The organism is Dyella thailandensis, from assembly GCF_050749815.1.
Taxonomy (GTDB): Bacteria; Pseudomonadota; Gammaproteobacteria; order Xanthomonadales; family Rhodanobacteraceae; genus Dyella_A.
The window spans coordinates 2,312,816-2,332,008 of sequence record NZ_CP192735.1 but is presented as its reverse complement, the minus strand read 5'-3'; the positions used below and the strand labels follow the sequence as shown (position 1 = coordinate 2,332,008).

Below are 19,193 nucleotides of genomic sequence, written 5' to 3'. Positions count from 1 at the left end.
TTGCAGCGATGCAGGGCCTTTTCATTTGGGCCTTGTGTAAATTGCTGTGTAAATTATGGCCTGCCGGACACGTAAGCTCCCCCGTCAAGCAGACATTTCAAAAGTAGAACCGCTGGCGGCTAGTTGACGGTATTCGGCGGGCGGCAGTTCACCGAAAATCGGTGTCCGCGGAAGCGGGGTGGAACCCGGCGGTTCCACCGACTGATACCGCGTCGCGATGTGCAGATATCTCTTCGACGGTGGGCGCCCAGCGCGGACGGCGCCAAATGGCAACGGCGACTCTCTAAGGGCGTGTTGGGTTCCCTCGGGCTGGACATCCACTTCATGCTCAGAGGCCCCGGCCAGCTCATACCGGCTGAATACCGCTCGCTGAACGGTCGCCTTATCCCGACATGGTGTTCCGGGTCGGAACACTGACCCGGCCACACTGCCGATCGCTAATCGTACGTGGCAGGCTGCGCCTTATCGCAGGGGCCTCCCGGATCCCGTCAAGTGTTCCGACCCGGAACACCGATCCGGGCAATCGCTAGCTGTGATCTCTCAGTGGGGTGTTCACCCGAGGCGATCCCGGGATTCTGGAGGTGCGACCCAACCAGCACACCAGGAGCCCATGATGAACCTGCATAAACATGCCCGCCTTACGCCCCTAGGTCGAGCCCTGCTCGTTGAGCCAGTGCTTGAACACGGCCTGCGGGTGGACGAGGCAGCCCATGCCGCCGGGGTAAGTGTGCACACGGCGTACAAGTGGCAGGCTCGCTTCCAATTGCCACGTAAATCAGCGTGATTTTCCGGCCGGGTTGACGGTTGGGACCTCATGGTCGTAGAGCTCGACCATCGCGTCAGACTTGTGCCCGCTGGCTAGCTTCTTGTCGGCCTTCGTACCTGGGGTGTCAGTGACGCCGCGATGTTTCAGGCCGTGCAGGCCAAAGCGTTCATCGGAGCCGATCACCTTGGCCTCGATGGCGGCAGCCATTGCGCGCTTCCAGGCGCTGTTGAGTGCCGATTTGCTAAGCGGGCTCCCGTCTTCAGCGACGACAACTGGACGTAATTGCTTCGCTTGTGGTGTGCCCTTCTTGAGCCAGATCCGGGCACGGCGGGCGACCAGCCAGCCCCATGCCTCACGAAGCTCCGGAGACCAGCGTGTGATGTTGCCTGCGCTACCCTTGGTGCGCACGACGATGATCCCTTCATCCGTCGCGCTCTCATCAGTCAGCATTCGCACTTCCACGCTGCGCAGGCGTAGCCTGTAAGCGATCTCTGCCACCGCCCATACATAGGGTGCCACCGCGCCTGCGCGGCGCCCTGAGAGCGCACCTCTCTCGCGCAGGAACGCAATCACGTTGTGCATGGTGTCCTCGCTAGGCATGCGATGTGCCTTGCGTTCCTTTGCCTGCTCGACCATCTGGGCCGGGTTGCTTGAGACGTAACCGCGCTGCACGCCCCATTTATAGGCCGCAGATAAGTACCGCTTGATATGGTTGGCTTTGCTCGGATGAGTGCTGGCGATGGTGTCGATCAGCTTCTGGATCAGTGGCGTGGTGATCTTGGTTCGATCCAGTTCGGCGAAGCTGCAACCGAGCTTGGTCTTGTAGCGCTGCAGTGCAAGTCGGCAATACGCGTAGTCTTCTCGCGTTGCCGAAGCAAGTTCTTTGTATCTGCGAGACTCGGCAAAGTGACTGAGCATGTGGTCAAGGGTTTCGTGCCGCACCCCACGCAATTGTTCGATCGCCTTGTTCAACTCGGACATAAGGGCGTCGGGCCCAGCGATACGCTGTCGGTGGGGCTTCGGTTCGCTAAGGATGGTGTACCAATTGCGGTCGCGCCGGTTCCAATACGCGCCTGTCGGCAGCTTCTTCTGATCGATATGGGACGGAATCGTTGGGTCGTAGCGTCGTTGACGCGGCATGGCTTAGCGTCCTACTGCGTGTGGTGCTTTTGGGTGGCAGACAGAGGCCCCGGGGCGAACTGGACACTTCGTCAAACGGCGCGCTTTGGCCTTGTCGATTCGCGCCGTAGTGCCCTTGGATCGAGGAGATGGTGAATCTCCCTCGTCAGCTCGGGTACGCGGGATAGCCAGGACAACTGGCCACTCTCCGAAGGCGTCACAAAATGTCGCCACCGTAGCTATCGTTGGCGGCCGGCGACATGGGTACGCCTAGGGCGAAGTTCAGGGCCTCGAGTGTGGTCCAGGGCCCCGCGGCGCCATCGCCGCAGCGGATACCTTGCCGGCTCGCCCACCGACGAATGGCCGCTACGCTTTTTTTGCCGCTGATCTTGCGCAGGTGGTCAGCATCGATGATGTGGTTTGGTTGATCCATGGGGTGTCTTGATCGGAGGCCGGCTCGCCAGTCGGCTGAGGCAGTCGGAGAGGCGCATCGATTCGGCAGCACACTCTGCATTGCCGTGATGTCCGCAGGGGGGAATCCACCGTAGTGGTGTTGGTCCGCTGCACGCATGGGAAACCCCCCGGTTTCAAGGGCTCGTTTCGATTTGGTGCCTCAGCACACCGCTACTGGCGTCGAAGGCGCTCTGCACTGCCTTGCCCGGAACGTGCCCTTTCTGTACGAGGTCCTTTGATCGCCTCGTGTGAATTGCTAGTCGTAGTCTGGGATGCTGCTGGATTGAGAGGTGGTGCAGATTCCGGTGAAAGTCGTTGGCGTCCAAGTCAATGATTTTCATGGTGAAAACGGATACTTCTGTGCGGGCGCCCTCTGCGCTGATGCAGAAACGATCCCATGAAGTCCCCAACGGCAAAATTCAGCATGAATCTGCATCAGGAAAAGCCATGGGCGCTCATGCATCGCATGCCACGGCCGTTTCCCGAAATCCGAATCTGCACCATGGTGCTTTGCCCATACCAGCCACGGCTATCGTGTTCTGCGTCAGTAGGCAGGCTGCGGTAAGAGTGGTCGCCTTACCCCGCTAGTCGTACCTGCGAGGGCCAGATCAAATGACACGTCGCATGGCGGTCAGACCCCATGGGGAAAAGGGGTGTTTCCCCATATCTATCATGGGGAATGGGGGTGTTTCCCCATGGGAGGGGAAACAGCGCTTTCGCCTTGGCTACTTCCCTGATTGGGGAAACCACCTTTCCCCATGATAGATAGATGAATGGGAGTTGCCCCCAAAACACCCACGCTCTTTGCCCTTGCCGACACCCCGATGCGGGAGGCACAAAGCCAGCGAAGCACGGGACGACTTACGCGTTTGACGTGGCGCGCGGCATGGTGGTCTTCAGCGACGCCCGACAAACACCTAGTGGCGGATATAAGCCATATGGTCAGCCAGCTGACGGGTCTGCCTGGCGAAGAGCGCATGGCTGCACGGCCCTAGAGCGGGTGGCTCACCTAGGGCCCTGCCGGGGATGGCCAATGCTAGCGCCCAGATCTCAATCACTGGAGCACGCTGCCCATCGGCTCGCAGTTGGATGCGACTCGATTGCTATCAGTCGGGTATCGGCGATCCGTGGATTCCGGTGCGGCTGACCATTGATTCCGCTGACCGCTGAGTACCTCTGCTGGTACTGCCCATTTCCAGAGCATCACCCGCAGCCATGCGCGCGCCCCCATCTGCATGCTCAACGGGCGACGAGCAACCCAAAGCAGACATAACGGCGGCACGGCTGCTCGGTGCCGCCCTCTCTCACATCTGGGTGGTGGTTGTCCGACGGACTAGAATCCATGCAAGGTGAAGTGCCCAGCGCAGGGGAAGTTCGGCCGCCCTTAAGATCACCTCAGAACAAGGTGGCGCTTTCAAATGCTGCTCTCCCTACATATCCAAGTCGTGCAGAAGCTACTGGGTCTTTCGCCCGCGTCGTACTTTGAGTACGCGACTGGCCTGAGTCGTATGACCTTTCAACGCGGCCGCGCTTACGAGGCGATGCTCGCTTCGAGCGCGCGAGTTCAGGCGCATGTCGACTCGCTGATGTTGGGATCCTTGCGAAAGCGCGGCGCTACCGACGCCGACTATCAGTTCTGCAAGGACCGGATGCCTGAAGGCGTTTCGGCGATGATGGTCTACGGACTCGGTCTGCTTGGCGACAAATGCGCCCCCGCCACGAGAGAGCTGGTCGCGCAGCTGGATGCGTCGGATCGGTACTTATTCGAGCTGGGGGATTGCAGTGTCGCGGAAGCCTTGTCCAAGCTCCGCCGGGATCCCCATCTCGGTCCGGCCTATTCTGCGTCGCTCTCTGTGTCAGGGTTACGTCGCCCGCTCCAAGAGCTGCCAGGCGACGACGAGCGAGCCCTGCTTGAGCTCGTATTGACCCGCCGCGCGCATATGACGCTGTCGCTCTTAGCGGCTCTTGACCATGAGTTGGGTCGCTGGAATACCGAGGTGACCGGCTCTGATTCGATGGGGCGGCGTCCTCGGTTTGCCGCACTTCTCGCGAGGCCTGAGCCGGCAGCCCGCGTGCGGAGGCGGCCCATGGATCCCATTGCCCGTCTGGTGGACTTTGTCGGCTCGGCCGGACACCGGGTCCGAAATGGCCACTGGCCAGACACATCGCCAACGGTCGCCGAAATGGGTGTGCGCGCGGAACTCTCGAGATCCTTCGTCGGCGATGGATCACGCTTCATCCAGGCGTTGAGAAGTGGGAAACATCCGATGACGCGTCGGGCATTCCAGACACTGGTCTACTCCCAGTTCTGGACGCCCGACACGTCCCCCGATGCCCTCAACGTTGCTGCTGATCTCGCTGAGCCGTATCTCGTGGCGGCCCACCTCTTAACCCTCCTTATGCCCGATCATCCGGCGGCCAAGGGCCACTTGGATCGCGCGGGCTGGCGTGAGGCATATCTGGAATGGTGGGCGCGCCACGCTGACAGCTACGCACCGGCGAGGCCGAGCGACGATGCAGCCCCGCCGGACTGGTTGCTGAACCCTTGAGCTAGCGGCCGCGAGCAGGGCCGGTGCTTCTATTGACGCCCGATTTCATGCCGTGATTGCCCGAGGGCCACCCCGCACGGGCATTGCCCGGGCCGCGACCGCGACTACCAGTTGGTGCGGTCTTGCCGCCCGTACCGGGGCCCGCCGACCGGCCGCTACCTGATCCGTTGCTTCCCTTTGCCATCTCATCTTCTCGTCATCGCCCCGATTGGGCACCGCGAGGTTGCGCCGCAAAGGCGCTTGGATAAGCCCATTTTTTGCACTGGCATGAATGCTGCGCGCCTCCAAGGTCCTTGGTATTGGCGGTACGCGGTCGCACCGAGTTTCTGCGACGCAGGGTTGCAAATTTGACGTTTACATCAAATAATTGGGCCTGGCGCCGAAACATTGATATATATATCAAAATGCAAACCGTGCTGGAACTTGGCGAAGCTGTAGCCACTCGGCGGCGTGCCCTTGGCTTGAAGCAAGGCGACGTCGCCTTGCGTGCTGGCATTCCACAGGAAACCTTGTCCCGCTTCGAACGGGGCAAGCTGGCTGAGCTTGGTTCGCGGAAGTTGCTAGCGGTGCTTGCGGCGCTCGACATGGAGCTTCAGTTCGTGGAGTCGGGATCATCCGGTTCATTGGATGAGCTGCGCCGCGAGCGCGGGGGGCAAGCATGAGCTTGGCCGTGCATGTACTCGGTCGCGAAGTGGCCACGCTGGAAGCGGTCGGCGACTTCAAAAGCACCATGACGTATCACGATGACGTCGCCACAGACGACTTCGTGTCACTGACCATGCGCGTTCGACGTGACCCCTGGGTCTGGGACGATGTCCTGCACCCCATCTTCCAGATGAACCTTCCCGAGGGGTACCTGCTCCAAGTGCTACAGGAGCAATTCGGCCCCCATATCGGCGCCAGTCCCATGGCCCTGTTGTCGGTGATCGGCCGGAACATGATCGGGCGTGTCCAGGTGGCCCCAGCTGGCGCGAGGCTGGATGAGCCCGCCACTCCAGTGGACGTTGCAGCCCTGCTACAGGGCGACAACTCAGAGGAAGCCTTTGCGGAACTGGTGCGTCGGCACGCGACCAGTGGCGTATCAGGCGTGGTGCCAAAGTTCCTCGACGATGCGGCCGAACATGTCCAGCTCGGACCGCACAAGAAGGTCACCTTGCTCACTCACAGGCACATCATCAAAGGCTCTTCGCAGCGACTGCCCTTCGTTGCCTTGAACGAGCACCTGTGCATGCAGGTCGTGCGCCAGGTCATGCCTGCCGCGGTAACGGAAGTCTCCCTTGACGGCCAAGCACTCGTCGTCACTCGCTTCGACGTGGACCAACATGGAGCCCGCCACTGGGGTATGGAGGACTTCTGCGCGCTACTTGGCCTGCGCCCGGCAGCCAAATACGAAACCACCTGGGAGCGCATCGCCAAGGCCGTGCGCGACCACGTGCCGGCAGCGAACCGCACGGACGTGTTCCGCCAGATGGCGAGCTTGCTGCTGCTCAGCTACGCCGTGCGCAATGCCGACTGCCACGCCAAGAACCTGGCGTTGCTCTATACCCGTCACGACAACGTGCACTTGGCGCCCGCCTACGACATGATCACCACGGCCGCTTATCCCGACTACGTGAAGAACCCTCCGGGCATCTCTTTCATGGGCAAGAAGACCTGGAACCCGGGCAAGAGCCTGCAGACCTTCATCGCCGCCACCTTCGGCCTACCGCCACGGGAGCAGGCCGCTATCGTTGAACGGATCGGTGATGCCATGGCTGACGTCGGCTCTCAGGTCCGCGCAGCGATGGCCGAGCACCCCGAATTCACCGAGATCGGCAAGCGCATGCTGCGCGCCTGGCAGGAAGGCCTTGAAGGACTCCGCGACAAGCGGGTCTATGCCTTGGGCAGCATGTCCTGGGGCGAGGCATACACCGAGTTTTCGGAACCAGAGCCTGTCAAGACGAAGCGTCAAGTCATCGGTCGCTCTGACCTGCTGGCTAAACACTGAGCCAAAGCCTCATCACCATGTGGGATAATCCAAGCATCGACCAAATTGCCTGGATGTATTGGATTTGGGAAAGCATTCATCCTCACCAAATTCCAGAGCACCATACGCCTATGAGGTAAATGACCGAGCGGAAAATCTAAACCGCCACGGCGCCTTTTTGCGACTGATGGCTACCGTCTAAAGATGTGAGACCGAGTGCCGCTAGTATTCTTCTAAGGTGGATAGATCATGCGCGTGATCGCGGGGGCAGGTGATTTCTGCTCAGCCGCGCAAGCTGCTTGGCACGTAAAATCTTGTCGAACTTCCCTGATTGATGCATAAGTACGCGCCTGCAGTTCGGAGGTTGTTCGCCATGGCGGCGACAGAGATGGCATGAAGGGACTGGTCATTGATGAGCCCTGGATCGGCTTGATCCTTGAGGGCCAGAAGACTTGGGAGATGCGGAGTCGGCACACACTGCGTCGAGGCTTGATTGCACTCATTCGAAAAGGCAGCGGCCAGGTGGTGGGTGTCACGCAGGTGACGGCAACCCATGGCCCGTTCTCGTTGCCCGAGCTTGAGGCCTCCCTTGACCGCCATCGCGTGCCGCTGGAAGAGTTCCGTAGTGGCCGGGCCATGGCGTGGAACGTCGCCTGGGAGCTGGCTGACAGCGTCCCGTTGCCTCAGCCGGTTCGGTACCGCCATCCACCAGGGGCGGTGATCTGGGTAGACCTGGATGAGGCTACGACTGCCCAGGTCCTCACGCAGATTGATTCAAACTCTGCCGCGGAGACCGACCGGTCCTTCGCTGCAGGCAGGGCCGTGGCCTCCGCCACCTGCAAAGCAGGCGCACGCTCCGTGACTGTAACGTCTGATGCGTCCATGGCATTAGGGGATCCTCTGGTCCCGGTAGCGAAGGATCAAACCTGGTTCGGACCTCATTTGCTGAAGGCCGGTCAGTTCACGATCGGGGCTAAAGGCGAGGAGATCCGAGTGGACAGCTTCCCAGACGCGCTTGAAGCGCTCAGGAAAATGAAAGTACCCCGCTGGCGGCGTCCAAACTCGCAAGGGAACTGGGGCATCGTCAGCGGCATGGCATGGAAGCGTCTGAGCAGTTGTTCCAGTAGAGGAGCGGTCTGACCGTTCCAATGGTGTAGTAATGGCAGTACCGCTGGTTCCTGACAGAACCGGTAGCGGGGGGAATCCAATGAACTTTATTCACGACGTCCTGGCAGGCGGCGTTCTCGTGGTCGCGCTGGCCGTGATCTCGGCAGTGCTGCTGCTCGACTATCTGTGGCGCTATGCCACCCGTGGCTTGCTGCTTCGGCGACAGCTCAAGACCGTTGCCGAGCGCATCGAGGCCCTCGCCAACAAGCCTCGCCCCACGCTGCGGGGAGAGCTCGAAAAGGTGTTCGATGGCACGGCATGCCATCACGCCTGGAGCGAGTACGAAGAAACGCTCCATAACCAGTACGACATCCGTGATGGTGAGCGCAAAGTGCGCGATGTCCGCGCCACCGTCCCCTCGGAATCCTTCATCAACCTGGAAACCACGGTTGATCCAAGGATCGGGTCGGAATACTTCAAGCACCTGCCTGGCATCTTTACCGGCCTCGGCATCATCGGCACGTTCAACGGGCTGATCCAAGGCCTCGTGGCGTTCAATCCCGATGTGGATGCGGACGCGCTCAAGGTGGGGTTGAGCGGGCTTTTCAGCCATGTGCTGCACGCCTTCTCCTTCTCGATGATGGCGATCATCCTGGCGATGACCGTCACCGTCACCGAGAAATGGATCTACGCCGCCTGTTCCAAGTGGGTCGGCCGGGTGTCGCAGAAGCTGGATGGCTTGTTCCGTGCTGGCGTCGGCGAGGAGTACCTGTCGGATCTGCTGCGCTCGTCGCAGGACAACGCCACGCAGACCCGTCAGTTGAAGGAGAGCCTGGTCCAGGATCTGAAGGAACTGCTGACACAGCTTGCAGAGCGTCAGATCGCGGCCACCCAGCAGCTTTCCACCGAGATCGGTGAGCGGATCGAGGGGAGCCTGAAGGAGCCTCTCGCTCACATCGCCGACACGGTGCGCACCGCCAGCGGTCAGCAGACCAGCATGGCGACCACCGCGATCGAGACGCTGATGCGTGCCTTCATCGACAAGATGCAGGAAACGCTTGGGGGCCAGATGGACGGGCTCAACGAGATGATGCGCACCTCGGCGCAGTCCATGGCTCAGGTTGAGGCGGCCATGCGCTCGCTGGTTACGGACATGCAGCGGGTCAGCGGCGAGTCGACCTCGGGCATGCAGCAGGCCGTGCGCGACCTGATCGAACAGATGGGCGAGCAGCAGCGCCTCCAGGCCAGCCAGTCGACCACCAGCATGAACAACCTCCTTGCTCAGGTTGAGTCGTCCGTCAAGGAGGTGGCGCGTCAGCAGGAGAGCATGAGTCAGCGTTCGGAGCAGTCGGTCGTAGCGCTCATGGAGGCGATGCACGACCGGGTCGACCAGCTGGCCAACAGCAATCGCGAGACGCAGGAGCGAGGGATCGCTCTGGCGACGTCGCTGGGCGAGGTATCCACCAAGGCGATCTCGGGTCTTGAGGAGGGCGCCTTGGCTGTTGGGCAGGCGCTGGACGGCGTGCGCGCGGCGGTGGAGCGCCTTGGTACTCTGACCGAAAAGATGTCCTCACTGCAGTCGGGGCTTGGCCAGTCGGCGCAGCAGATTGCCCAATCCAGCAACGTCCTGAGTGGTGCGACACAGTCGCTCAGCACGGCCACGGGCTCCCTCGGAACTGCGACGTCGCGGCTCGAGGGGCTCGGCAAGCTGGTTCAGGCCGAGGGCGAGGCCCGGAGTGGCATGCTCGAGGATTTGCGTCGTCTGACTCAACAAGCCGAGCAGACCGGGCAGTCGCTCACGTCGCTGACCGATGAGGTTCGGGACAAATTGGTGGAGATGGTCGAGAAGTTCGGTGCGGGCGTCAGCCAGGCGCTCGAACACAACCTTGCCACGTACAACAAGCAACTCAGCGATGCGGTCGGCATGCTCAAGAGCGCCTTCGAGGAGATCGCCGAGTCCGTGGATGCGGCGAGCTGACGATGTTCGCCAAAGCCGTAAGACGCAGCAGCACAGGCAAGAGCGAGGGGGAAAAGCCCTTCTGGATCTCTTACGCCGATCTCATGACCGCGATGATGACGCTGTTCCTCGCGGCCATGGCCGTCACCATGGTGGCCATCACGCACAAGGTTCGACAGGTCGAGAACAAAGAGGTCGTTCGTGCCAAGCAGATCAAGCAGATCTGCAGCAATATCCAGGGCCGGCTGGCCGGCGACGGCGTGGTTCAGGTGGACTGCGAAGACAACCGCATCAGCTTCGGCGAAACCGGGCGGTTCGGCCACGATGACTACCACCTCCCTCCCGCCGCAGGTCCGGCGCTGGCTCGGCTGGTCCCGGTGGTGCTTCAAGCCGCGGATGATCCTCTGGGCCGCAAGTGGCTCAAGCAGGTCGTCATTGAGGGCTTCACCGACACCGATGGTTCCTACCTGTACAACCTTCATCTGAGCCTCGAGCGCTCGGAATGGGTGATGTGTCTGCTCCTGGATCCGCAGCGCAATACCGATCTTTCTCTGACGCCACAGCAGCTTCAGCGTGTTCGGGATCTGTTTCTGGCCGGTGGCGTGTCGTTCAACGGTGCCAAGTCCACCAAAGACGCCAGTCGTCGAGTGGAGCTCAAGCTGCAGTTCTATGGTTCGGATACCGACAGCGCCCAGGCCAGGCCTGTCTTCCAAGTCATGGCGACCGACCGATGCATGCTCCGCTGACCCGTCGGATGCTGGATCTGGGTTTCCTGGACATGCTGCTCGCCGAGCTGGTCCTGGAACGGATCCCGTCCGCCTCGGATCTGCCGTTGGCGGAGCGGGTCGCCGAGGTCAAGGAGCGTTTCGGCGGAACTTCTGCAGCCATTCGGCCGGACCGGGTGGAGGCCGCTGCGCGGCAGGCGCTATCCGACATGGGGAAGTTGCGGCCAAGTCACCGCTTCGTCCTTGCACACTCGCTGGCGCAGCCGATTGATGGTCTCGGTGGCCGGTCGATCCTCGATCACGAGCGTGTAGCCCAGCAACTGCTCAACGACTGGGAGTCGGCAGCACGCGACCAGGTCCTGAAACTGTCGCACTGGCGCGGCCTGTTCCGCTCCTACATGCAGGCTCCTGCCGGCGACTGGCAGAAGCGCTTGAGACTCCTGCTCTCGCGCACGCTCGAACCGGTGGTGAAGCGTCGCCGCGGTCGTCCCGCCTGGCTGGATACCTTGACCCGACACGAGCACCTGTTGGGTGACGAGCCCTGTCTTCCCTATGTCGACGAGATGGTGGCCGGTGAGCATGATCTGCTGGCTGACCTGCGTGATCACGTGGATATTCCATCCACCAGCTGGTTCTGGCAGCAGCTCAAGTCGAGGCTCTTCCAGCAGATCGCGTCGATCGGTGAGGCCGCCTTCCGAGCATCAATCGATGCGTTCCTCGAGCTTGACCGCCTGATTCCCCTCGTGGGGGATGAGCTCCTGAAAGCCATCCTCGAGCGATATGACGCGGGGAGAGATCGGTCGCTACATCCGTCGCTGATGGATTTCTCGCTGAAGGCCTGGGGAAGTCCCCAGCTGGCGAGAAACACGAAGTGGGATCTCTGCCGACCCTCCGTCCGACAGATGGTCAACAGTTGGCTGGCCAAGGATGACCTCGAGGATTTCTACCGGCTGTGCAACACGGAAAAGATGGTCGACGAGCGGCGGCTGGAGTTCTGGCTCCGCTTCAAGGACCAGATGACCTACACCCAGATACTGCTGGGTGGGCGTTTGCGGGGTAGCCGCGATCCGGACGTCCGCGCGTTTATCGCGAAAAAGGGCGAGCGCCTGGGGGACCTTACGGCCAGCACGTCGGCCAACAACGCCATCCTGATGCAGATCGGCGGCTGGTTGTTCATCGAGTTCAGCGAGGTGGGCACGGCAGCGCGCGCGATTCGATTGAGCGATGGGATCATCAAGACGGGAATGGACTTCTACCCGCTGACGACACTTCGGCACACGGGTGATCAGTGGACCCATCAGCCCAGCGCCACATGGGAGGAAAAATTCCTCGGCCTGCTTCGGGAGGTCGGCGTTTCTCCCGACGATTCGAAGGTGAACAAGTCCGTTCGTACGCCCTCCGGATCCGAGCGCGGAGTCACGCCAAAGCCGACTCCTGCGCAGGTGCCCACGGAGGATCCCTTGGTCAGCAAGCTCAAGAGCATGGGTCTTGAGGTCATCGACAACCGGCCGAAGGGTGGCGCGCTTTGGGTCTATACCAGCCGTGGGACAACCGCTGAAAAGCTCGCGCAGATCCGCAGCATGGGCTTTCGATGGAAGGACAGTAAGCGAGGGTTCTACTTGCCATGAAGTGGGGTAAATCCAAGCCGTCCGGCGAGACGATCCAACGTGCATACACCGGCGAAGGTGTCCGCTTTTTCAACGGTGCCGATGCCAAGCAACGGTGGTGGGCTGGCGATCATCTCGCGCCGGACGAACGCCCGCTCGTCGCCTATCTCCAGCAGCTCGTGTTCGAGGGCGCGGCGCTCGAAGCGAATGACGCGCTCCTGCTTCCGTGGGCGAGTGTTTATGCGCTGCTTTCCGATGAATCCCACCTGGGCAGCGTGCCACTCCTGGCTCTCCCGGAGCGGTCGGACTGGGTTCCTCGGCTGGAGTCGACGGGGGCGATTTCCGATCCCGACTTCCGGATCGCCGTCCGAGACTGGTCTTCGGCCCAATGGGGCGAGGCCTCGTTGGATCGACAGGGAGCCGTGCTCACGCGCTCCTGCGACCAATGGTTGATGCCGGAGCCCTCGTGGAAGTTGCTTGTTCTGTTATCTAGGTTCGCCCGCGAGCAGGCGTCGCTGGACGCCGACCAGCGACTCCGGGCCGTCGGCGAGATCAGGCAGGCCGCCATCGCTGGCGGGGCCGTGCTGGACGATTTTCTCGACAAGACCGACATTCGTACGCCCGACACGCTGAAGCTCGACCTTCGACGTGATGAGGCGCTCGGCTTGCCCGTAATCGAGGTGCGGCCGCTACCCGATGGCGCCCCGGACAACTTCGTGGAGACCTTCGACCGCTATGGCCAGGTGAGGGGGCGTTACGACCTGGTCCAGCCCGGAGGGCGTCTGACCCATGTGGCTCCGGGCCCGGCGGTGCGCCGCGTGCTCGAAGTCGTGAAGGGGATGCCGGCACGACGGCTTTCCGCGGAACAGGCGAGGATGTTCACCCACAACCCGTACGCTGTGCTGGGGGATGACGCCGCCGAGGCGCTTGACGAGGAGCAGTTCAATGCCGCTCGGCGCGATGCCGGGTTGCTCCCCGCCCGGTTCGAGGTCGTCCCGGAGGCCTCCACCCCGGCACATGTCGCGCTTCGCATCCATCAGGCGCAGGACGAGACGGCATCCGAAGATCTGACGCTGAATCTCGGGCAGGCCAAGCAGTTTCTGGCCGCGGCAGGCCGATCTCGTGCCAGGAGTCTCCCCGTCTTCCACTGGGATGGCAGCGAGCTGCTGCTCGATCAGGCGGCCGAGCATCAGTTGGCGCAACTGGCCGAGTGGGTCGGACGAAGCGAAGTGGCCCAGATGCATCAGGCCGCCGGAGACGTGCTGGACCTCAGGGCTTTCAGCAGCCGGGTGATCGGTTTTGATTCCAAAGTCCAGGCTGTGCCATACGTTCCGCATCGCACTCAGGGCAAGGAGTGGCTCCCCGGCGATGACGTGGGCGTGGTCACGGTCGATCACTCGTCGGGCGAGGTCCGAAATCACGCGATGACGCCGGCTTCCATCGACGAGCTCGAGGAGGCGATCGGGCAGGCCAAGGAACAGGGTCTGGAGTCCGTGCGCCTCCCCGGATCCGACGTGGATCTGCCGGTCCCGCAGGCCGAGTCACTGGTGGATGAGTTCCGCGAGCTCGGCATCAAGTCCGGCGGCAAGACGCCGCCCAAGCCGCTGTCCGATCCGAAGCCGAACCAGCGGGTCGGGCTCCGCATCCATCACAACATCGAGTCGCTAGAGTACGTCGAGGCGGTCGAGGATCTCGTCGGGGCGGTCAGTGCGGAGGAGGTCGAGCTGCCCGCCGCGCTGCGTCCGGAAATCTCCCTGTTGCCGCATCAGGCGTACGGTCTGGCCTGGATGCAGCAGCGCTACCGCAACCAGGGCGTGGGTATCGCCGGATGTCTGTTGGCGGACGACATGGGTTTGGGAAAGACCCTCCAGTCCCTCTCGCTGATCGCGTGGGCCTGGCAGCGCTGCCACTCGGCGCGTCCAAGCCTGGTGGTGGCGCCCGTTTCCCTACTGGAGAACTGGAAGCAGGAGGTCGACAAGTTTCTCGATTGGCCCGATGGCGTCGTTCTCAGCCTGTATGGCTCGGACCTGGCTTCGAAACGTTCGGGTGGCGATGCGCTGGACGATGATCTGCGCCAGCTCGGCGTGACCAAGCTGCTCCGGCCGGGCTTTGCCGACGGCTACCGGCTCGTGCTGACCACCTACGAAACCCTGCGCGATTACGAGCTGTCGATCGCCCGACAGCATTGGGACATCGTGGTCTGCGACGAGGCCCAGAAGATCAAGAATCCCACCGCCTTCGTGACCCAGGCGGCCAAGGCCTTGCACGCCAACTTCAAGATCGCATGTACCGGCACGCCGGTCGAAAACTCGCTGGCGGATCTCTGGTGCCTGTTCGACTTTTTCCAGCCGGGCTGCCTGGGGGCTTTGAACCAGTTCACCAAGGTCTACCGGGAGTCGATCGAGTCCCGGCAGGAGGGGCATGAGGCCCTGGTCGAACGCCTCCGCGTCATGATCCAGCCGTGGGTTCTGCGACGGATGAAGAACGAGGTGCACGAGGGGCTGCCCCGCAAGGTCATGGGGGAGGAGGCCGACCACACCGCCGTCGCGCTTCAGATGTCGCCGGCGCAGCGCCTGGCCTACATGGATGCAGTGGCGGCCTACCGGCAGGCCAAGGAGCAGGAAGGGCAGGGCCGCAGCGTGTCCATGCTGAATCTGTTGCACCGTCTCCGCATGATTTGTGCGCACCCGCTGGCGGCCTTGCGCGACGACCATGAGCGCGTCCACGTAAGAGAGCACATCGCCGCTTCGCCCAAGCTGGCGTGGCTGCTTGGTCGTCTCGCCCAGATCAAGGCGCAGGGCGAGAAGGCCATCGTCTTCACCGACTATCGGGATCTGCAGCGCCTGCTACAGCGCGCGATCGAGCACCAGTTCGGCTTCCGGCCGCAAATCATCAATGGTTCCACCGCGGTCGGCACGAGCCGGGGCGAATCTCGGCAGAGCCTGATCGACGCCTTCCAGGCCCAGCATGGGTTCGGCGTGCTGATCCTCTCCGCGTCCGCCGTGGGCTTCGGGGTGAACATCCAGGAGGCGAACCACGTCATCCACTTCACCCGCACCTGGAACCCGGCCAAGGAGGATCAGGCTACCGATCGCGCCTACCGGATCGGCCAGCGCCGGGATGTGTATGTGTATTGCCCCACCGTGGCCGGGCCCGGATTCGCTTCGTTCGAAGAGCGGCTGGCGGAACGGCTTGATTACAAAAGGGACCTCTCCCGCGACATGCTGTCCGGTTCGCAGGAGCTTTCGGTCGAAGACTTTGACGATCTCTGAGCTAGCATGGGTCCTGCGCAGTGTCTGCTCTTATGGCACGCAAGATGTTGTCTGGCATGTTCGACTAATGCATCACTGGGCAGTGATTTAAAAGGGGAGGTCCGGTGGTGATCGGAGTCCCGCGGGTACTGCGCTAGTATCCGAGCAAACCGAAAAACGGACTTGGTATGGCGACTGCCGGTAAGGGCCTCGGGGAGGCGGATTTGGGGGGCTTTGCCTTTCTAGGTGAGCATGATCCGGTGCTTTTGCAGCTGGCTCGAACCGCCGAGCAGATCTTCGCCAGCGACCCCAATACGACGCTGATCAAGCTCCGGCAGCTGGGCGAAGCACTCGCCCAGGATCTGGCTACCCGCTCAGGCATTGAATTTGATGCGGCGACCTCGCAGGCCGAGCTGCTCTACCGGATCCATCGCGAGATTCATCTGGATCCCGCCATCCATGGTCTATTCCACACGCTTCGGATCGAGGGCAACAAGGCAGCGCATGGTTTCAACACACGTCATCGGGAGGCGCTGGATGGGCTGAAGGTAGCTCGTGAGTTGGCGGTTTGGTACCACCGCTCGTTCGGCAAGGCTGGCAGTGGCTTCAAGCCAGGCCCTTTTGTCGCTCCCCGAGACCCCAGCGAAGCGTTGCGTGAGTTGAGGGGCGAGATTGAGCAGCTCACCGCTGCCTTGCGCGATTCGCACCAAGAGCTTCAGCACAACCAGGAGCTGATTGAACTGCAGCGGCGTGAAGCGGCTGAGTCCATGGCGCTTGCGGAGGCAATGGATGCCGAGGCGCGCGACTATCAGGGCCGCGCCACCGCGCGCGAAGCGGAGCTTACCGCGCTCAAGGCCGAGTTCGAGCAGCGATTGGCGATCGAGCGAACCAAACTGACGGCCAGTCCGACGCTCGCGCAACAAGTACAGAAAAAAACTCAGCGGGCCAGTCATGCCTTCGATCTGACTGAAGATCTCACCCGCATCCTCATCGACCAGCAATTGCAGGCCGCCGGCTGGGAAGCCGATTCGTTGGACCTGATCCATGCCAAGGGTGGCCGGCCGGAAAAGGGGCGCAATAAGGCCATCGCCGAGTGGCCCACCAGCAGCCCGAAGGCCTGCGCGGACTATGTGCTGTTTGCTGGGATGACGCCGATTGGCATCGTCGAGGCCAAGCGCAAACGTCTAAATGTCGCCGAGCGTATTCCGCAGGCCGAACGCTATGCGCGGGACTTTCGGCTCACCGAAGGATTAGAGCCCGCGTGGCCGGTCGTAGCCGAGGATTCGGGCTGGCCGGATGGTCAGGGCAACCTCTTCAAGGTGCCGTTTGCTTTTGCGTGCAACGGGCGTCCCTATATGGCCCAGCTGGCTGAACAGTCCGGCACCTGGTTTCGCGACTTGCGCCGCCCATCCAATCAACGGCGAGCTCTGCAGGATTTCTACACGCCCACCGGGTTGCAGGACCTTCTTGCGCGTGATCGCGCCGCAGCCGAACAGAAGCTGCAGGAAGAGGGGTTTGCTTACCTCAAGCTCCGTGACTACCAATGTAAAGCCATTGGCGAAGTTGAGCGGGCGCTGGCGGAGGATCAGCGGCGCTGCCTGCTCGCTATGGCAACCGGTACCGGTAAGACCCGTACCATCATCGGTTTGATGTATCGCTTGCTCAAGGCCGAGCGCTTTCGTCGCATCCTTTTCCTGGTGGATCGCAGCGCGCTGGGCAAGCAAGCGCTGGATGCTTTCGATGAAGCAACCCTGGAGCAGAACCACACGCTCTCGCAGATCTACGACATCAAGCAACTCGGCGACATGGCCGCCGAGGCGGAGACGCGTATCCAGGTAGCCACGGTACAGGCGATGGTGCGGCGCATCTTCCAGTCCGACACACCTCCACCGGTAGATCAGTTCGATTGCGTCATTGTCGACGAGGCCCACCGAGGCTACACGTTGGATCAGGAGATGACCGAAGGCGAGCTGGTCGTGCGCGACCACCAGCAATACCTGTCGCAATACCGCCGCGTGTTGGACTACTTCGACGCGTGTCGCATCGGCCTCACCGCCACGCCGGCCAAGCACACCACAGAGATCTTCGGGAAGCCGGTATTCACCTACAGCTACCGGGAGGCGGTGGCGGACGACTGGCTGATCGATCATGAGCCGCCGATCCGCTACGAGACCCAACTCGGTCGCCACGGCATCCACTTCGACAAGGGTGAGCGGGTCAGTGTGGTCAACGCGCGTACCGGTGAGCTGGATACTGCAGAGCTTGAGGACGAGCTGGACTTCAACATCGAGTCGTTCAATCGCCGGGTCATCACGCCCGAATTCGATCGCGTGATCTGCGAGGCGCTGGCCCAGGAGCTGGATCCGGAAGGGGAGGAAAAGACGCTGATCTTCTGCGTCAACCAGGCCCATGCCGTGCGTGTGAAGCACCTGCTGGATGCGGCCTTCGAGGGGCTTCACGGCGACAGCTACAACCAGTCGGCGGTGGACGTGATTACGGGACAGAGCGACAAGGTCGACCAGCTCATCCGTCGCTACAAGAACGAGCGCTATCCCAATATCGCCATTACGGTCGACTTGCTCACTACAGGCATTGATGTGCCGAAGATCGGCAATCTGGTGTTCATGCGTCGTGTGCGCTCGCGAATTCTCTATGAGCAGATGAAGGGGCGCGCGACGCGCCGCTGCGACGAGATCGGGAAAACCGTGTTTCGCATCTTCGATCCCGTGGGCCTGTACGCCACGCTCGAAGCTGTCGACACCATGAAGCCGCTGGTCAAGGATCCCGACATCACGATCGAGCAGCTCATGCGCGAGTTGCAGGATGAGCGGAGTCTGCAGGCGCCAGGCAGTCGTCAAGGCCAGTCGCATGCCGACGACGTGCTCGACCAGTTGGGGCAACGCGTCATGCGCATTCTGCGCCGCGCCAACCACAAGGCTGAAAGCCGGCCGGAGCTAAGGCAGCGGCTCGATCGGCTGGAGGAGCAGTGGGGCGTGCCACCCAAGGACCTTCACCGTCATCTGCGCGAACTCGGGCCGCGGGGCGCTGCCCGGTTCATGCAGGACCACGTCCAGTTGCTGGACCAGCTGAATGAGCTTCAGCTTCTGGGTTCGGAAGACTATCCGGTCATTGCGCCCCATGCGGACCGCCTGCTGGCGCGCGAACAGAACTACGGCGTCCACGACAAGCCAGAGGATTACCTGGAGAGCTTCCACCAGTTCATCCATGAGCAGCTGAATCAGTCCGTGGCTTTGGGAGTGGTGGTGAACCGGCCACGCGATCTCACGCGGGAGCAGTTGCGCGAGGTGCGCTTGCTGCTCGATCAAAACGGTTACAGCGAGGCGAGCTTGAGCACGGCCTGGCGGGATCAGACACACCAAGCCATCGCCGCCAGCATTGTGGGCTACATCCGGCAGGCTGCCCTGGGCGAGGCGCTTGTCCCGTTCGATCAGCGCGTCGCCAAGGCGATGCAGCGGATCTATCAGGAGCACAGCTGGACGCCCGTGCAACGGCGTTGGCTGGAGCGTCTGGCGCAACAGCTGGTGCACGAAGTGGTGGTGGATCGCCCGGTCGTGCAGCGCAATTTCGAGCAGGACGGCGGGGCGGCGCGGCTGGACAAGCTGCTCAGCGGTCGGCTGGACGACGTTCTGCAGTCGTTGAACGACCATCTCTGGGATCAGGTCGGCTAGGTTC

General features: G+C 62.1%; 11 protein-coding genes and 1 pseudogene. 10 read left to right on the top strand and 2 right to left on the bottom strand.

Features of this window, described 5'->3' with window-relative positions:
• Positions 1 to 613: 613 nt before the first annotated feature.
• Positions 614 to 763: pseudogene (locus tag ACQVBX_RS10880) on the top strand (leucine zipper domain-containing protein); the annotation flags it as partial.
• 12 nt (positions 764 to 775) lie between these two features.
• On the opposite strand, the gene ACQVBX_RS10875 reads toward ACQVBX_RS10880, so the two are convergent.
• Complete coding sequence (locus ACQVBX_RS10875; RefSeq protein WP_431634093.1) at positions 776 to 1,906, bottom strand: site-specific integrase; 1,131 nt, start codon at positions 1,904 to 1,906, stop codon at positions 776 to 778.
• Between the two features lie 196 nt (positions 1,907 to 2,102).
• The gene (locus ACQVBX_RS10870; protein WP_431634092.1) at positions 2,103 to 2,318 is read right to left on the bottom strand and encodes a hypothetical protein; all 216 of its coding nucleotides are present in this window, start codon (positions 2,316 to 2,318) and stop codon (positions 2,103 to 2,105) included.
• Between the two features lie 1,438 nt (positions 2,319 to 3,756).
• Here ACQVBX_RS10870 and ACQVBX_RS10865 point away from each other — a divergent pair.
• The 9 genes from ACQVBX_RS10865 (at position 3,757) to hsdR (ending at position 19,189) form a co-directional block, all read left to right on the top strand.
• On the top strand, positions 3,757 to 4,887 hold the full coding sequence (locus ACQVBX_RS10865) for a hypothetical protein (RefSeq protein ID WP_431634091.1): 1,131 nt from the start codon (positions 3,757 to 3,759) through the stop codon (positions 4,885 to 4,887).
• Positions 4,888 to 5,234: 347 nt separating this feature from the next.
• Positions 5,235 to 5,549: a helix-turn-helix domain-containing protein gene (locus ACQVBX_RS10860; protein ID WP_431634090.1), complete on the top strand. Its 315-nt coding sequence runs from the start codon at positions 5,235 to 5,237 to the stop codon at positions 5,547 to 5,549.
• A complete protein-coding gene (locus ACQVBX_RS10855) occupies positions 5,546 to 6,874 on the top strand; it encodes a type II toxin-antitoxin system HipA family toxin (protein WP_431634088.1) in 1,329 nt (442 codons plus the stop codon). The genes ACQVBX_RS10860 and ACQVBX_RS10855 overlap by 4 nt, the downstream gene beginning before the upstream one ends.
• Before the next feature lie 372 nt (positions 6,875 to 7,246).
• On the top strand, positions 7,247 to 7,993 hold the full coding sequence (locus ACQVBX_RS10850) for an ASCH domain-containing protein (protein ID WP_431634087.1): 747 nt from the start codon (positions 7,247 to 7,249) through the stop codon (positions 7,991 to 7,993).
• A gap of 67 nt (positions 7,994 to 8,060) precedes the next feature.
• Positions 8,061 to 9,938, top strand: a complete 1,878-nt coding sequence (gene zorA, locus ACQVBX_RS10845) for an anti-phage ZorAB system protein ZorA (protein ID WP_431634086.1) — start codon at positions 8,061 to 8,063, stop codon at positions 9,936 to 9,938.
• A 2-nt stretch (positions 9,939 to 9,940) separates the two neighbouring features.
• The gene (locus ACQVBX_RS10840) at positions 9,941 to 10,663 is read left to right on the top strand and encodes a flagellar motor protein MotB (protein WP_431634085.1); all 723 of its coding nucleotides are present in this window, start codon (positions 9,941 to 9,943) and stop codon (positions 10,661 to 10,663) included.
• A complete protein-coding gene (locus ACQVBX_RS10835) occupies positions 10,648 to 12,270 on the top strand; it encodes an EH signature domain-containing protein (protein ID WP_431634084.1) in 1,623 nt (540 codons plus the stop codon). Before ACQVBX_RS10840 ends, ACQVBX_RS10835 begins: the two co-directional genes overlap by 16 nt.
• Positions 12,267 to 15,521, top strand: a complete 3,255-nt coding sequence (locus ACQVBX_RS10830; protein ID WP_431634083.1) for a DEAD/DEAH box helicase — start codon at positions 12,267 to 12,269, stop codon at positions 15,519 to 15,521. The genes ACQVBX_RS10835 and ACQVBX_RS10830 overlap by 4 nt, the downstream gene beginning before the upstream one ends.
• A 167-nt stretch (positions 15,522 to 15,688) precedes the next feature.
• Positions 15,689 to 19,189, top strand: coding sequence for a type I restriction-modification system endonuclease (gene hsdR, locus ACQVBX_RS10825; RefSeq protein ID WP_431634082.1), 3,501 nt, complete (start codon positions 15,689 to 15,691; stop codon positions 19,187 to 19,189).
• Positions 19,190 to 19,193: the final 4 nt, after the last annotated feature.

What these genes read in the sequence shown, in the direction of transcription:
- ACQVBX_RS10830 (WP_431634083.1), top strand. Translation starts at nt 12,267, where the DNA reads ATGAAGTGGGGTAAATCCAAGCCGTCCGGCGAGACGATCCAACGTGCA.
- ACQVBX_RS10865 (WP_431634091.1), top strand. Translation starts at nt 3,757, where the DNA reads ATGCTGCTCTCCCTACATATCCAAGTCGTGCAGAAGCTACTGGGTCTT.
- ACQVBX_RS10840 (WP_431634085.1), top strand. Translation starts at nt 9,941, where the DNA reads ATGTTCGCCAAAGCCGTAAGACGCAGCAGCACAGGCAAGAGCGAGGGG.
- ACQVBX_RS10835 (WP_431634084.1), top strand. Translation starts at nt 10,648, where the DNA reads ATGCATGCTCCGCTGACCCGTCGGATGCTGGATCTGGGTTTCCTGGAC.
- hsdR (WP_431634082.1), top strand. Translation starts at nt 15,689, where the DNA reads ATGGCGACTGCCGGTAAGGGCCTCGGGGAGGCGGATTTGGGGGGCTTT.
- ACQVBX_RS10850 (WP_431634087.1), top strand. Translation starts at nt 7,247, where the DNA reads ATGAAGGGACTGGTCATTGATGAGCCCTGGATCGGCTTGATCCTTGAG.
- ACQVBX_RS10875 (WP_431634093.1), bottom strand. Translation starts at nt 1,906, where the DNA reads ATGCCGCGTCAACGACGCTACGACCCAACGATTCCGTCCCATATCGAT.
- zorA (WP_431634086.1), top strand. Translation starts at nt 8,061, where the DNA reads ATGAACTTTATTCACGACGTCCTGGCAGGCGGCGTTCTCGTGGTCGCG.
- ACQVBX_RS10855 (WP_431634088.1), top strand. Translation starts at nt 5,546, where the DNA reads ATGAGCTTGGCCGTGCATGTACTCGGTCGCGAAGTGGCCACGCTGGAA.
- ACQVBX_RS10870 (WP_431634092.1), bottom strand. Translation starts at nt 2,318, where the DNA reads ATGGATCAACCAAACCACATCATCGATGCTGACCACCTGCGCAAGATC.